Source organism: Pradoshia sp., assembly GCF_051873915.1.
In the GTDB taxonomy this organism is placed as follows: Bacteria; Bacillota; Bacilli; order Bacillales; family Pradoshiaceae; genus Pradoshia.
Genome location: NZ_JBJEFJ010000061.1, coordinates 1 through 15,226, shown reverse-complemented (window position 1 = coordinate 15,226; position 15,226 = coordinate 1). Strand labels below are relative to the sequence as shown.

Below are 15,226 nucleotides of genomic sequence, written 5' to 3'. Positions count from 1 at the left end.
TTAACTGTCCGTAAATGCCCGATTGGTTCAACTAACCATCAGCGGAAGTAGCAAGACCCCGCTGATGGAAGTTTCACTTTACCCTTATCGTACCATATTTAGCAGATTGTTCGCTTTTCATACGTCTTTAGGTATTTCCAGCCCTTGCCCTTTGAAGCGTGAGAGGGCAATAAGAGGGAATATATAATTATAGCTCTCATAAAGGATATAAAAGCCTCCCGGCAGACCAACCCCAGTCGGATAGCGGGAAGCCTCTTCATCGTAATTCTTCTCATCTAGGAGAAAGCGAGCCGCTTTCATTGCGGCATCCCTTTTTTTCCTGCCCCCAGCTACGAGGGCGTCAAGGGCCCAGGCGGTTTGTGAGGGGGTTGAGTAAGCTAAGGGAATATATTTCTTTTTTTCACAGCTTTGGCAAGACTCCCCAAATCCACCGTCCTTTTGCTGAATAGATTCAAGCCAGTCCAGCGCCTTTTGCACAGCAGGATGCTTAGAGCTGATTCCAACTGCGCATAATCCCGTCACAGCTGCCCATGTACCATAAATGTAGCAAACGCCCCACTTCCCGTACCAACTGCCATTCCTCTCCTGATGCAGGAACAGCCATTTCACAGCTTTCTTCACCATCTCGTCATTATAGATCATTCCGGCATAGTTACCTAGAAACTCCAAAACTCTTCCCGTTAAATCAGCCGTTGAATCATCAATAAGAGCATCTGCTGCATTCTCAATCGGCAAGTGAGCAAAGAGCGGATCGTATGCATCTTTCTCAAAAGCGCCATATCCCCCATCCTTATTCTGCAGCTTTTTTAAATAGGCCGTCCCTCTGCTCCATGACTGCCGAAAGGGATGTCCAAGCTCTTGGCTCTTCGTCAAGGCTCTCAGTGCCGCCGATGTATCGTCATTGTCTGGATTGAAATGATTGCTGTCTGAAAAACCCCAACCGCCCGGAGAAGCACTCGGTGCATGAATAGACCAATCCCCCCTCTTTATGTGCTGCTTTCGCAATAAATACTCATTAGCCTTCTTGACCATTGGATGAGAGATATCCACACCAGCCGTTTGCAATGAATAGGAAAGGAGAGCGGTATCCCATACCTCTGAAGGTGAATTTTGAATATGCAGCCCTTCTGCAGTTTGAATGGCATAGCTCTTCAACCCTTCAACGGCCCTTTGCAGAATAGGGCTGTCCTTTGGATAGCCCATTGCCATCAAACCGTAAATCATATAAAAGGTTGATGAGGCATAGCTGTATAAAGTCCCATTCTCCTCAATCCGGTCAATCATCAGCTTTTCTGCTGCTTGATAGCCTATTTTACGGTAATACAGCGGATTTAGGTGAAGTGATTTGATTGATTGTACTAAGGTATCTGCTAACCCACGTTCCTCCCTGAACCAGCCGCCCTTCTTATCCTCAAAATAATGTTGTTCAACGTTGTGGTGAATGGAAAAACGTTTATTCATACAGAGGATCATCGGGGTCAGGTGAACTCTCGCATAATTGCTGCAATGATACATACTGAATGGGAAATACGAGGGCAGCAGAAAATAGGCTGTCGGAAAATTGAAATAGGAGGGATATGAATACATCCCATTCATCGCAAGAAAGAGTTTAATCATAAAGTGAGCCTTCTTTGGACCGCCATGCCGATCCATGAAATGCTCCGCCCTTTTCATCTCCTCATCATCCGAGTTAAATTCACCTGATATTAGCAGGGATGCATAAGCCAGCACAGTCGCTGATACATTTCCGTCCAACTCATCAGGGTAAAGCTTCCACGAGCCGTTATCCTGCTGCGATCGCAACAGCTTATTCACCAGCCCTGCCATTAAATCAGGCTCATTTAATCCTAATGTACGGATGATCGCAATCATGAAACAATCGGTTAAAATCGGACCTTGAAAAGGGAACGTCCACTTCCCATCCTCATCCTGCAGTCTTTCCAATTCTGCTTTCTTTGCAAGAATATATTTATGTATCACATCCATAATGGCCTTATCTTCCTCCATTCATATAACCGATTGGCAAAATAGCCAGCTGGTCCTTGATTGAGAAATCACGATAATACCGCATGAAACCTGCATAGATGAGAGCATCATCCTCTGTGCTTTTAATAAAGCGTGCTTCAAGCGCTCTTAAGGCTTGGCTGATTTCACTCTGTGCCACCGTCATTCTTTTTCCTTTTGTGATTGCAAGAATCTTCTCTATATACTCATTCGCAAATGCCGAATCATTCTCGTTCTTAACACAGTCCCGCTCAACAAGAAGAAAGGCAGGATACTCTTCAATTTCTTCCGATTCCATCAACTGTTTAAACCCTAGGAACGATCCTATAATAAATGCCGGGGCAGCAGCCGGGAATACAATAAATTCGAGCTTTTTTCCTGAAAGCTGTTCACCTATTTCATAAGCAAATGTTTGAATACCTGCGAGGAAAAAAGGATGATAATAATAAGAATCCTCCAATTTCCCGCTGTCGGTTACAGCTTCTTTTATCCGAGCTCTATGCGTATAAGCCCTCCATGCCAAACGCTCCTTATGTGGCATAGGAGAGACTTCTTTTTCTATCATACCTCTATCCTTCAGCATAGCCGCCATAGCGGCAAAGCCCCTGTCATAAACGCCTGAAAAGGGAGCAAAATATTCTAGTTTCAGCATGATGGACGGATTATCAGCGTCAAGAGGAATCAATGGCGTAAACCCTTCCCCCATGGTTATTTCTTTCCAATCCTCATTGCCCTTTGGAAAGAAGTGATTCTTGTACCTCCATAGACTGGCGGCTTCAAAATCAATACCGGCTGCATCCATCTTCTCTCCACTTCCAGGTATGTGTAGAAGTCCACCGCATTGACAAAGACTTGAGAATTCATCCAGCTCATAAACTTCATGACAGCTTAAGCACTCCAATGGTTCAATCATCCCGTCCCCCCTTGTTTCTCTTTGTCCAAAAACACGAAAAAGGAAAATATGGTATAATAAACATATGATAGAAATGCTAAAAACATTATCGGAGGTGACGCAATATTATTGCCTATCATGGAACGACCAAGCATAGCCATGAAAGCATTCTGGATAATGGTCTTAATCTGAACACGAATTTTCATTTTGGAAAACAAAACGGTGATGCCATATATGCGACAACAAGAAAGACGCTCGCAAAGAAATTTGGAGGGAGCATCGTCACATTTAAGGTCAATACAGATGAGTTTTTTCATGTAACGAATGATGAATATCAAAAGCTATACAACTCCATGGCAGAGGATCTTATTTTTCCTCACAAAACCATTAAAGAATATATGTATGATGCTTTATACGAGAAGATTCATAACTTGGATAATAAAAATCGTGTTTTTATGAAGAAGTATATCCGAGATTTAGAATACCGAATTGGCAATGTCCTGCAGGAACTCTTGATGAGTCAAGGGTACAAGGGAATCGTTATTTCCCATTCGGATCACAAGGGATATTATGAAGAGGTCACGATCTATGATTTGGCAAGCATCACGTATCTCTCTTAATCGATGCAATCATTAGAAATCCAAAACGCTTCTCAAAACTACACCCTTCCAATCATCTGCTCCAATACTTTTATCTGCATATGGCTAGTACTATCCTCAAGGTCATGAATGACGCTCACATCAGCCATCCTTATGAATAAATCCCCTCAAAAGCACTTTTCCAGTGTTTTTTTGGTGGATGATTGTGTAACCAACAAAAACAGCTATCTGAAAAGCCAGATAGCTGCTCACATACTGCTATAGTCAATCTAAGAGATTTAACACAGTCACTTTCTCGCGTGTCATCGATTCAATGCTTGAGCGAATCCCCTGCGTCCCAGTACCTGAACCCTTCACTCCGATAAACGGAAAATGATCGGGTCCCCGCTCGGTGCGACCATTGATTTGTACGGTTCCGGTTTCCAGCTTCTCAGCAATCTTAAAACCCGCATTTAAATCAGCTGTAAAAATACTCGCCTGCAGCCCGAATTCAGATTGATTGGACAGTTTTACCGCCTCTTCATCTGAATGAATACGAATCACGGGCAGGACGGGTCCAAACGGTTCCTCCCAAGCTACCCTCATTTTCTCTGTTACATGATCAAGCAATGTCGGATAAATCAAATTTCCGACACGCTTATTTCCCGTAACCGTAACGGCTCCATTAAGCACGGCATCATCAATCAATGATTGAACAAAATCTGCTGATGAGTCGTCAATAAGGGGAACAATCGTATGATTGTCCTTTGGGGAACCGACAGATAATCCTTCAACCTCTTCTTTTAACAGGCGGACAAATTCATCTCCAATTTCCTCATGCACAAGAACTCTTTTAATAGCCGTACAACGCTGCCCTGAATAGGAATAGGCTCCAGCGATGATTTGCTTAACAGCATAGGGAAGATTGGCATCCCTCCGGACAATGGCTGGATCTTTCCCTCCTAGCTCCATAACGAGCGGAACCATTTTGGCCTTCTGGGCAATATGAATACCGTTTTGCGTTCCGCCAGTGAAAGAAATCATATTAATATCAGGATGTTCAACTAAATAATCACCGATGACCGCTCCTCTTCCTGTTACTAAATTTAAAACTCCTTTTGGAAGTCCAGCCTTATCCAGCGCTTCAACCATGAGGGTTCCGCTCATCGCTCCTTGTGTAGCCGGCTTGAAAACGACAGCATTTCCACTGATCAAAGCAGGGGCTATTTTAGCTGCTGCTAGGTTGACAGGATAATTAAATGGAGATATAGCAAGGACAACGCCAAGCGGAACCCGATGAATGATGGCGACCTTAGAACGCGTTCCTCCCGGGAAGTTTTCACCAAGCATACTTTCTCCATGCATATGTGTGGCCTCTTCAATAGTATAACGGATAAAATCTGCCGTTCTCTCCACTTCTTTTATGGCATCATTATAGGATTTTCCGACTTCCTTCATCACGGTTTCCGCTAATTCTTTTTTTATTTTCAATAATTCATCAATCCAGCTTAGCAGGCATTTGGCCCTGTCAAGGATTGGGGTACCAGCCCAGTCTTTTTGTGACTGCTTTGCATTCTGGATGGATTCTTCAATTTCATCCTGAAGCATGGCTTGCACCTTTCCGACTTCCTTTTGCATATATGGTGATATGATACTGATTGTCTCGTTAGATTTACTCCTTCTCCACTCACCATCGAGATAAAACTCATAGGTTTTCGTCATATCTAATCCCTCCGAAGCTAAGCCAATAGTCTTTGCTTTATCTTTTGCACGAGAGATTTTTCTATACATTGTTTGAATGGAACAGCAGCGAATGAGGGAAAATGAAGGTATCTCATTTGAAAGAGGCGGTTTATATGAGAACTTCACGGCCGATTTGGCGAAAAATCCTCTGGTCGCTTATAGTCGTTCTGGTTAATCTCCTAGCAGCACCGATTGGAATCTATTTTCTTTTTGCTTTTAGTCCAGGTACGGTGATCTCGAATTGGGATATTGTGCGGGCCGGAAGCTTTATACTCCTATGCAATATCATTAGTCTTCAGCTCTTTATCGCCATTAGAAAGCGTCCGAACCCGTACACATACAGCGGTTTACTCCTTGCTATATTGCAGCTGGCAGCTTGCTGCCTTTATATGAGTCTTTATACAAAAACCGCCTATATCCTTTTTGCAGCAGCCATCCTTCTATCCATCGTTCTTCTCATTAAGACGATTAAACAGAAAGACCCAGCTATCATCTGACAGCTGGGTCTTTGCATTCTATTATTGAACGGCTTTAATGATCTCATTGATTTTCTTCGCTCCGAAAACCACTTCCTGATCATTGATAATCATGGCTGGAACGCTCATGACTTTGTATTTCGTTTTCAATTCAGGGAACTGGCTGATATCAACCATTTCCGCTTCAACCCGCTTGTTCAAAATCGCGATTCTTTGTGCACCGACTACAACATCTGGACAATAATGACAGGCAAGAGAGACCATGACTTTAATGTTAACGTCTTTATCAATGGCCTTAATGGATTCAGCAATTTCCGCATCTAGCGCTTGACCTGGTCCCGCTAGGTTATAAATCGCCAAGATAAAGGAATTTAGCTCATGACCACCAGGAACACCGTGGAATTTCACACCGCTATATTCACCTGCATGGTTCAATAAAGCGACTACTGGATATTTATCCGCATGAATCATTTCTTCCACTTTCGTGTTTTCGCCTCTTTTATGAAGCTCTAAGTGTACTTTATCGCCTAGCTCAGCGATTTCCGAGAGAAAATCACGCAGTTCAACGGATTTTGGCATACTTTCATCCACGATGGATACGAGAGTAATATCCTTTTCCATCCGTTCAAAAATACCTTTCAATTGGCCGCGAATCGCATCATTCAGAAGAGATGTTTTTGACCCAGTTGAGGAAGCTTCTTTTGTTTCCTCTTTCTTGGCTGGTTTTTCATCCTCTGGTTCGTCAGCAATTCCTAAGCGTTCCTTCTCTTCAGCCACATATTTTTGAACATCTGTACCAGCAATGGCTCCATCAGCTACCGCTGTAATGACTTGGCGTAAGGATTTTGGACGAAGATCGCCAACCGCATAAACACCCTTTACATTTGTACGCATTTCCTCGTCTGTCACAATATAACCGTGACGGTCCATCTCGATAATACCTTTAAAAAGCTCTGTCTTAGGGGCATAGCCGACAAATACGAAAACGCCGAATGTGCCGTCTTTCTCATTTGCCTCGTATTCCCATTCCTCTTTCGTTACATTATTAATGAAACGAGCACGCTGAATCATGCCCTCACCTGAGACCTCAAGAAGCTCCGTATTGAATTTCACTTCAATTTGGTCATGGGCAAGCACTTTATCAGCAATGGATGGTGCACATGTAAATTCAGGTTCACGCGCAATTACAGTTACTTTGCTTGCAAAACGTGTCAAGTAGATTGCTTCTTCCGCTGCAGCGAAGCCCGCTCCGATTACGAATACTTCTAAGCCTTCGAAGAATTCTCCGTCACAAGTGGAGCAATACGCAACACCGCGTCCGGTAAATTCAGCTTCACCAGGGAAACCAAGTTTACGAGGGCCTGCGCCTGTAGCAATGATAACCGCACGTGCTTCAAATTCACCATTCACTGTTTTTACTTTTTTGACATCACCATCAAAATCAACGCCGATGACGTCTGTTTTAACAAACTCAGCACCAAAATCCTCACATTGAAGCTTCATTTCCTCTGTTAAGGCTGGTCCTGTTGTTTTGCGAATGCCTGGATAGTTAACGATTTCATTCGTCGTTGCAGCTTGTCCGCCTGTATTGCCTTTTTCGAGGATTAAGGTTTTTAACTTCCCGCGGCCAGCATATACACCAGCTGACAATCCCGCCGGTCCTCCACCGATGATGATTAAATCATATATTTTCTTTGTCATTCATTCTCACCCTACTCTTTGTATTGAAAAGAGGCACCAATAGTTCCTGAGCGCCTCTTTCATTTCTCTCATTTATCTAATTAGATTTTTCCGATTAGGTCCAAGCTTGGTTCTAATGTTTCTTCACCTGGTGTCCATTTTGCCGGGCATACTTTATCCCCGTGCTCTGCCACGAATTGAGCAGCCTGTACTTTACGCACAGTTTCTTCAGCTGTTCGGCCGATTCCAAGGTCATGAATTTCATATGCCTTAATTTCGCCTTCAGGGTTCACGATGAATGTACCGCGGAGTGCTTGTCCTGCTTCTTCAATTAACACCTCAAATTGACGTGATAGTACATGCGCTGGGTCAGCGAGCATCGGGTACTTGATTTTGCCAATTGTGTCTGTCGCATCCGCCCACGCCTTATGTACGAAGTGAGAATCAGTTGACACAGAGTATACTTCACAATTGATTTCTTGAAGTTTCGCATAATTATCTTGAAGGTCAGCTAGTTCAGTCGGGCAGACAAAAGTGAAATCTGCTGGATAGAAGAAGAAGATAGACCATTTGCCTTTTACATCTTCCAAAGTAACCTCTTTAAAATCACCATCATGGTAAGCTTGCACGGTAAAATCTTCTAATTTCTTGTTGATTAATGACATATCGTAATTCCTCCTGATGAATCTGTTGAATGATTCTTACGTGTTACTTAATACTATTTTATAATAATTATTATCAAAGAGTTTGTCAATCGTTTTTCTAGAATAATTATTAAAAAACCTATCATTATCCTCAATTACGATAGTTGATTGATAACGAAATAATTATTCAGATATAATTAATGGTTGACTTTATCATTTCTAATCTGCCCAATCATCTGCAGTAATATGTCAAAATCTTTATCAGATATTGTTTCAATCCGATCAATTTGATTCTTTATAAATTCCTTATGAGGATTCTTGTCCCCGCTTCTAACCAGATATGTCGCTACTGTCCCAGTAATCGTACCAATACAGCCGATTCCAAAGAACATAAGAAGTACGGCAACCACCCGGCCTCCAATCGTTACAGGGGCAATATCGCCGTATCCGACAGTGGTCGTTGTCACAATCGCCCACCAAATCCCTTCTGCAAAGCTTGTGATCCCCTCCTCCAAATAGGTGATTGGAATAGCAGAAATCAAAATCATGCCTCCGGTGATCTTCAGCATCTTGCTTAATCCATTCATCGTCAAAATCGCCATTAACTCTGGGAAATGGGTCCGGAGAATTTTCCATAGAACGACAAGGCGTAATAATCTGACAATCATAACCCCTTGGAAAACGCCGCTGACAGGGATTAGAGCAATGAGTTCAAACGGATGCCTTTTCACATAATCCCATTTGTTTTTCGATTTAAAAAATTCAAACGAAATGAGGATAACGAAGATCAGCCAAATGAACCGTCTTAGCCAACTGTAAATATGATGGGTATCTAACAGCAAAAACAGCGAAATAATTGCCAATGCGGCCATAAAAATGTCCTTTATGTATGATGTTTGTTCCTTCTTCATTGGCCACCTCCTCCCATTTAAGCGTATAAAATCAAACCTTAACGATACAATGGAAATAGTATCTATTGCTGGGACAGATAGAAAAAAACCATCCCTGTAACAGGATGGCTTTACGCATTCACAGCTCTTTCTCCATATAAAGTCGGTGCTCTCCTTCTCCAAATTCATGATGCCTGTATTCTACCTGGATAAACCCGCATTTTTGATACAGTTTAACGGCTGCCGTATTCGTTTCACTCACCGTGAGAGTCACCTTCTTGAATCCGTCATTTCGAAGCTCCTTCAGCACCTCTTCAAGAAAAACCGTACCAAGACCCTTCCCGTTCTGGTCAGAACGAACATAATACCCGAAAATATAGGCTTTCTCTGGATTTTCAAAATCACGGAGGCATTCACATACCGCTACCGGACGATCATCCCCGCTCTTCCGGTATAAAATCAGCTTGCCATATCTTGCGATAGGAACCAATGTCTGTTCATCCACCGCACCTAGCCCCGGAAAGGCATCCTTTTCTAACTCAATCATCATTTGCTGCTGCTCCGGCGTCAAATGACGCGGGATCTCTATATAATATTCGGACTGTTCAAAAGCCATCCGGCTCCCTCTTTTCTATTAAAAATATCATTGACTGATTGGCCACATGCCTTTCGGTATCCTCTTAAAAGGCAGATGATTAATTTGATTGGTCGCCACCCCTGGCGCATCCACATAAATGACCTGACTAATGAGTGGGTCAAAGGCTGCTCGGAAATGATTTTTGGCCTTAAGGACTAAATACCGGTAATCCATCGGCTCAATTCCAATATGCCGAAACAACTCAGGATCATTAGCTGACAATGGACGACCAATGATGAGATAATCAATCTCCCCAGAACGGATGAAAGCCGCTCCTTGAGCATCCACCTTCAACCCATGATTAAATGGACCGCTATTATAAAATATACCGTTCGAGACTGCTATAACCTCTGCTGAAACCTTAATCGGGCTCCCGTATTCCGGGTATGTCTTACCGCCGATTGATAGATTTAAGTGGCTTCCCGTGCCTGCTTTAAGACATTGTTCCAACGTTCCGCTATCTGCGATTGGCCCAATAAGCGCTTTACCGGGGTTCTCCTTCAGGAAAGCTTCAATCAATAGAGTAGTATCCCCACTACCACAGCTTAATGGATTATCCGCTATATCTGCAAGTACAATTGGCTTATCTTCATCAAGGGCAAGTGCCCTATGGATAGCTTCTTTAATAGAAGGAAGATGGACTAAAAACTCATAACGAATATCCCAATAATAGTCACTTATGCTTTTTGCCACAGCCCATGCTCGTTCCCTCTCTTTGGCGATGACCAAGACGGATGCTCCCGCATCTGCGACATCCCCATATGGAAATCCGCCAAACACAGACACGGCCAGGATATCCGGCTCTTTTTCATACTGCCTTGCAATGGTCATCATTCGCTGCATCGGTCCTTCCTCTGTCCTCATATTGATAGAAGGCAAAAGCATGGGGAGCTTTACACATACCGCCTCATACCGTTTCCTCTCTGCCAAGTGGCGGATCAGGGACATGGCCGCATTTCTCCCCTGTTCATACATATCGATATGCGGATAGGTTTTAAAACCGAAATGGTAAGGAGTCCAATTGGTCATCATTGGGCTGATATTCGCATGCATATCAAGGGTTGTAGCAATCGGCATTTCCCAGCCTGCCTCCATCCTGACTTCCTCAAGCAAGCTCAGTTCAGCATTATTAACCCCCTCAACGACCATTGCGCCATGCAGAGCAAGCAAGATTCCATCCAGCTCTCCTGCCTTCTTGATTTCCTCAAGCAAACCCTCTTTGATTTGCTGATAGGTTTCATTCGTCACCACGCCAGATGGGACAGCGGCAGTACATTGCAGGGGAACGAGCATAAATCGGTCATCCTCCTGTAACACATCAATGAAACCGCCCACCTCAGTCTTCGTTCCGGTATAAGCATGAAGAATATCCTCGCCGGTGAAAAATCCCTCGCGTCTAAAGTCCTCCATAGTAGTTTTTTCCTTCGTGAAGCTATGGGACTCATGATAAAAAAAGGCAATGCCAATTCTCCATTTCCTCATCAAGAAGCCCCCTTTCATTCATAAGATACATAGATAGATTTCCACTCTGTCATACTATCAAGAGCATGATGCGATACTTCCCGTGCACCATTGCCAGATTGCTTCAATCCGCCAAAGGCTACGCCGATTTCCGCATTTGCTGTACCATTATTGATATAAACTAAGCCGCTTTCAATTTCCCTAGCCCCGCGCTTTGCATAAGAAAGGCTTTCTGTAAATAAGGAGGTCGATAACCCGTAAACGGTTTGATTATTGATTTGGATCGCATCCTCGTAATCTTTCGCCTCAATGACCGCCAATACCGGGCCAAATATCTCTTCATTCGCAATTCTATGTTCTGGCAATACGCCGCTCAAGATTGTAGGTTCATAGAAATACCCATTATGATTTGGAATTTGTCTGCCACCGCATTCGAGTCTCGCCCCATCCGCTAATGCTTCTTCAACAAACGAATGAACGATATCCAACTGTTGCTCATTCACTAATGGTCCAATATCAATCTCTGATTTCATCCCGTCCCCAATTTTCAGGCTTTTCGTTTTTTGGACAATTAAATCTAACAGGGCAGCCTTAACATCTTTTTCAACAATGACTCGGCTTGTTGCCGTGCATTTCTGTCCTGTTGTCGAGAACGCAGCTCGCACAATACAGGCAGCTGCTTTCTCTAAGTCCGCATCCTTAAGGACAATGGCGGCATTTTTTCCGCCAAGCTCGAGCGAGATCTTTTTCATATGTTTAGCTGCCTCGACCGCCAGCTCCTGGCCGACTTCGGTTGACCCAGTGAAAGAGACGGCAGCCACATAAGGATGACTGGCCAATTGTCTGCCAACCTTTCCTCCAGAACCGGTAATCAAATTGACAACCCCATCTGGAAAGCCTGCCTGATGGAATATTTCCATCAAAACGCCAGCTGAGAGAGCAGTTTCAGAGGCAGGCTTCCATACAACCGTATTGCCGCTTATGAGTGCGGCACAAATCTTATAGGATGCCAATGCGACAGGGAAATTCCATGGTGTAATACAAGCCACCACGCCAAGAGGCTCCCTTACCATCGTAATATCACAATTTGGCATGCCGGAAGGGACGGTTTGGCCGAATAGACGCCTGCCCTCTGCGGCCATATATTTGCATGTCTCGATCACGACATTGACCTCTCCTAAGGTCTCTGCCAGAACCTTGCCCATTTCTTTCGTCATCATCTTCGCCAGTTCTTCTTTTCTGCCTGCACAAATCTCTGCTGCTTTATAAAGATAGGCAGCCCTTACAGGTGCAGGTGTTCGCTTCCACTCATGATAAGCTAGATAGGCAGACTCTGCTGCTTGATGAACCTGGTCACCCTCTGCCATCGTATAATATCCAACTACCTCTTTATTGGCAGGATTAATGCTTTCTGAAAGCTGTTGACCAAACTTACTCTCCCAACGTCCGTTCATATACAGCTTTTGAATGATTGCACTCACTTCCTCACCCCTTCAAACGAGCTCTCCAATGGCACTTTCAAGAATTGATAAGCCCTCATCCATATCCTCTTTATTAATATTCAGCGGGAGCATTAAGCGAATCGTCTGGCCATGTACCCCGCAATTCATGATCAACAAATGTCTTTCCAAACATTTTGCTTTGATTGCCGGTACAATCCTTGATGCTATCGACGGCTGGAACTCAATACCAATCATCATTCCCACACCCCTGATTTCCTTAATATCCCTGTACTTTTGCAAATTAGCCTTCAGGCGGCTGACGATTTTCTTCCCGAGCCTTTCACTTCGTTCAACAAGATTCTCCGTTTCAATCACATCAATACTGGCAAGGGCTGCGGCACAAGAAACTGGGTTGCCGCCAAATGTGGAACCATGTGCCCCTGTCGGCCATTTCTCATGAAGCTCGCGGCTTGCCACTATAGCCCCAAGCGGCATCCCGCCTGATAAGGCTTTCGCAAGGACAAGAATATCAGGAACAACACCCGAATGCTCAGCCGCAAACATTTTCCCTGTCCGGCCAAAGCCTGTTTGCACCTCATCGAAAATGAGTAGAATCCCGTGCTGGTCAGCAATCCTTCGCAAGCCCTGCAAGAATGAATTCGGTGCAGGATAATAACCGCCCTCACCCATGACGGGTTCAATCAAGATTGCGGCTACACGTTCTGGTGAAATCCGCAATTCAAATAAGGATTGGAGCTGAGCAAGACTATAGCTTGCCATGTCTTTTGGCGGATTCTCCTTAATAAGCCCTGGATATGGATAGGTGACATGATAGACCTCACCAAGCAGCGGTTCATAGGAGGTGCGGTATTTACTGCTCGAGCCAGTGACAGATGTTGCGCCAAGTGTCCGTCCGTGGAAGGAGCCGTCAAAGGCGATAATCCCCGGCCTTCCAGTCACTGCCCGCGCCATTTTCAAAGCACCGTCAATCGCTTCACCGCCGGAATTAGAGAAAAAGACCGTATCCAGATTTCCCGGTGTAATTTGGGCAATTTTTTCGGATAATTTGACAACGGATTCATAATATCCATAGTTCAAACCAAAATGAATCAAGTTTTCCGCCTGTTGCTGAATTGCTTTCACCATGCTGTCATGGGCATGGCCTAATCCATTGGATGCAACCCCTGAAACAAAATCGATATACTCACTTCCATCCGCCGTCCAGAACCGCACTCCCTTTGCCCGTTTGATGACCAAATCAGTCACACGTGTACTAACGGGGGATATATGCTTCCTCGCAAGGCCTCTTAAATATTCCGTTTCCGCATGCTTCATATCATGTGCCCTCCTTCATGGAATCCATTAATGCTTGTAGCGCACTGTCCAGCAAGCCAATCAATTCATCGATTTCATCCCTGTTAATGATTAACGGCGGGGCAATAATCAAATGATCTCCTGCATGCCCATTAACCGTCCCGCTCCCCGGATAGAAAACAGCTCCAAGCTCCATAGCCTTTTCGTTCAATTTCTCAGCGATTCGCTCATCCGGCATAAAGGGAGTTCCATCTTGCCGAGATGCAAGCTCCAGGCCAAAGAAGAGACCTCTGCCTCTTATGTCATAAACAATAGGATACTTTTTCTTTAAGTTTAAAAGGCCAGACATTAAATGGTTTTCCTGTTCATTTACATTTGCCAGGATATCATCTGTTTCATACTTCTCGAGTGCTGCAACACCCGCTGCGACCGTGACGGGATGACCGCTATAGGTGTACCCGTGCACAAATTTCCCATGACCGTTTTGGATGATTCCCTCCACTATTTTGTCATGCACAATCATACCCCCTAGAGGAGAATATCCTCCTGACACCCCTTTTCCAAAAGTGATAATATCCGGTATAACCCCATAATGCTCAATGGCAAAATGAGCCCCTGTTCTACCGAATCCCGTCATGACCTCATCAATGATCAAAAGCAGATCATACCGGTCACAAAGCGCTCGAACCTGTTCAAAGTAAGAGCTTGGCGGAGGAATAGCCCCTGCCTGGCTTCCTGTGATTGGTTCAGCAATAATAGCAGAAATTTGGCTCGGTCCAATTTCGAGTACGAGCCTTTCCAGCTCATGAACACATGACCAATCCTTATTACTCTCACATTCGCTTTCTATTCTATTAAAAGGGCAATGAAGGCAATGTGGCGCCGATACATGCTGAAAAGGCAGCAAATATCCATTATACGGCTGCCTCCGCTTAATATCACCGCCTGCTGATAAAGAACCAATCGTATTCCCGTGATAGGATTGCCACCTGCCAATTACCACCTGCTTTTCCGGCTCCCCTCTGTCACGGAAATATTGCCGGGCAAGCTTAATGGCACTTTCATTCGCCTCTGAGCCCCCGCAGGTAAAGTACACCTTATTCAGCGGCGCTGGTGCCAGCTTAGCGACTCTTTCTGCCAGCTTATGTAAAACCTCTGTCTCAAAGCGCATCGTATGAACAAAGGCTGCTTTCTCTGCCTGCAAAGCCATTGCCTCTGCAATTCCCTTATCTCCATGGCCTAAATTGGCCGCAACCGCACCAGAACACCCATCCAAATACCGCTTTCCATCATCAGCATACAGATACACACCCTTGCCATGCGTAATGATTGGATACACTTTCGTTAGATCCCTGTGAAACACATAATCCTCCAACCGAAGCACCCCCATCTCCCCATTCTAAGTTTATGCCGGAAACAGAGCTGAAAGACCGAACTTCAGGTAGATTTCAGATTGATGGTTCTC

The 15,226-nt window shown here is 44.4% G+C and carries 13 protein-coding genes; 2 read left to right on the top strand and 11 right to left on the bottom strand.

Translation table 11 applies throughout. From position 1 onward, the window contains the following. Positions 1-117 precede the first annotated feature (117 nt). Together ACI35L_RS06065 and ACI35L_RS06060 are read right to left on the bottom strand one after the other, a co-directional pair. Positions 118-1,986: a terpene cyclase/mutase family protein gene (locus ACI35L_RS06065; RefSeq protein WP_439802457.1), complete on the bottom strand. Its 1,869-nt coding sequence runs from the start codon at positions 1,984-1,986 to the stop codon at positions 118-120. Positions 1,987-1,993: 7 nt separating this feature from the next. Next, positions 1,994-2,917: a hypothetical protein gene (locus ACI35L_RS06060; RefSeq protein ID WP_439802456.1), complete on the bottom strand. Its 924-nt coding sequence runs from the start codon at positions 2,915-2,917 to the stop codon at positions 1,994-1,996. A 410-nt stretch (positions 2,918-3,327) separates the two neighbouring features. Here ACI35L_RS06060 and ACI35L_RS06055 point away from each other — a divergent pair, with 410 nt between their 5' ends. Beyond that, positions 3,328-3,516 carry a hypothetical protein gene (locus ACI35L_RS06055; RefSeq protein WP_439802455.1) on the top strand — a complete coding sequence of 63 codons (189 nt, stop codon included), beginning with the start codon at positions 3,328-3,330 and terminating at the stop codon, positions 3,514-3,516. Between the two features lie 243 nt (positions 3,517-3,759). Here the strand turns inward: ACI35L_RS06055 and ACI35L_RS06050 are convergent, their stop codons facing one another. After that, entirely contained in the window at positions 3,760-5,196 is a 1,437-nt protein-coding gene (locus ACI35L_RS06050; RefSeq protein WP_049670844.1) for an NADP-dependent glyceraldehyde-3-phosphate dehydrogenase, read from the bottom strand. A 134-nt stretch (positions 5,197-5,330) separates the two neighbouring features. Between ACI35L_RS06050 and ACI35L_RS06045 the strand changes: the two genes are divergently transcribed. Next, on the top strand, positions 5,331-5,714 hold the full coding sequence (locus tag ACI35L_RS06045; RefSeq protein WP_049670843.1) for a hypothetical protein: 384 nt from the start codon (positions 5,331-5,333) through the stop codon (positions 5,712-5,714). A gap of 21 nt (positions 5,715-5,735) precedes the next feature. Here the strand turns inward: ACI35L_RS06045 and ACI35L_RS06040 are convergent, their stop codons facing one another. From ACI35L_RS06040 to ACI35L_RS06005, 8 genes are all read right to left on the bottom strand, one after another. Continuing rightward, a complete protein-coding gene (locus ACI35L_RS06040) occupies positions 5,736-7,394 on the bottom strand; it encodes an FAD-dependent oxidoreductase (RefSeq protein ID WP_049670842.1) in 1,659 nt (552 codons plus the stop codon). Between the two features lie 80 nt (positions 7,395-7,474). Further along, entirely contained in the window at positions 7,475-8,038 is a 564-nt protein-coding gene (ahpC, locus tag ACI35L_RS06035; RefSeq protein ID WP_049670841.1) for an alkyl hydroperoxide reductase subunit C, read from the bottom strand. Positions 8,039-8,214: 176 nt separating this feature from the next. Next, positions 8,215-8,928 (bottom strand): potassium channel family protein, encoded by a 714-nt coding sequence (locus ACI35L_RS06030; RefSeq protein WP_049670840.1) that lies wholly within the window; start codon positions 8,926-8,928, stop codon positions 8,215-8,217. A 118-nt stretch (positions 8,929-9,046) separates the two neighbouring features. Beyond that, the gene (locus ACI35L_RS06025; RefSeq protein WP_439802454.1) at positions 9,047-9,523 is read right to left on the bottom strand and encodes a GNAT family N-acetyltransferase; all 477 of its coding nucleotides are present in this window, start codon (positions 9,521-9,523) and stop codon (positions 9,047-9,049) included. Positions 9,524-9,550: 27 nt separating this feature from the next. Continuing rightward, entirely contained in the window at positions 9,551-11,026 is a 1,476-nt protein-coding gene (locus tag ACI35L_RS06020; RefSeq protein ID WP_439802453.1) for a M81 family metallopeptidase, read from the bottom strand. A 14-nt stretch (positions 11,027-11,040) separates the two neighbouring features. Further along, on the bottom strand, positions 11,041-12,486 hold the full coding sequence (locus ACI35L_RS06015; RefSeq protein ID WP_231589502.1) for an aldehyde dehydrogenase family protein: 1,446 nt from the start codon (positions 12,484-12,486) through the stop codon (positions 11,041-11,043). Between the two features lie 12 nt (positions 12,487-12,498). Continuing rightward, a complete protein-coding gene (locus ACI35L_RS06010; RefSeq protein WP_049670837.1) occupies positions 12,499-13,782 on the bottom strand; it encodes an aspartate aminotransferase family protein in 1,284 nt (427 codons plus the stop codon). A 1-nt stretch (position 13,783) separates the two neighbouring features. Further along, the gene (locus ACI35L_RS06005) at positions 13,784-15,145 is read right to left on the bottom strand and encodes an aminotransferase family protein (RefSeq protein ID WP_439802452.1); all 1,362 of its coding nucleotides are present in this window, start codon (positions 15,143-15,145) and stop codon (positions 13,784-13,786) included. Positions 15,146-15,226: the final 81 nt, after the last annotated feature.

Excerpts from the sequence above, each read along its gene's own strand:
- ACI35L_RS06065 (WP_439802457.1), bottom strand. The coding sequence starts at position 1,986 with ATGGATGTGATACATAAATATATTCTTGCAAAGAAAGCAGAATTGGAA.
- ACI35L_RS06060 (WP_439802456.1), bottom strand. The coding sequence starts at position 2,917 with ATGATTGAACCATTGGAGTGCTTAAGCTGTCATGAAGTTTATGAGCTG.
- ACI35L_RS06050 (WP_049670844.1), bottom strand. The coding sequence starts at position 5,196 with ATGACGAAAACCTATGAGTTTTATCTCGATGGTGAGTGGAGAAGGAGT.
- ACI35L_RS06045 (WP_049670843.1), top strand. The coding sequence starts at position 5,331 with ATGAGAACTTCACGGCCGATTTGGCGAAAAATCCTCTGGTCGCTTATA.
- ACI35L_RS06040 (WP_049670842.1), bottom strand. The coding sequence starts at position 7,394 with ATGACAAAGAAAATATATGATTTAATCATCATCGGTGGAGGACCGGCG.
- ahpC (WP_049670841.1), bottom strand. The coding sequence starts at position 8,038 with ATGTCATTAATCAACAAGAAATTAGAAGATTTTACCGTGCAAGCTTAC.
- ACI35L_RS06030 (WP_049670840.1), bottom strand. The coding sequence starts at position 8,928 with ATGAAGAAGGAACAAACATCATACATAAAGGACATTTTTATGGCCGCA.
- ACI35L_RS06025 (WP_439802454.1), bottom strand. The coding sequence starts at position 9,523 with ATGGCTTTTGAACAGTCCGAATATTATATAGAGATCCCGCGTCATTTG.
- ACI35L_RS06020 (WP_439802453.1), bottom strand. The coding sequence starts at position 11,026 with ATGAGGAAATGGAGAATTGGCATTGCCTTTTTTTATCATGAGTCCCAT.
- ACI35L_RS06010 (WP_049670837.1), bottom strand. The coding sequence starts at position 13,782 with ATGAAGCATGCGGAAACGGAATATTTAAGAGGCCTTGCGAGGAAGCAT.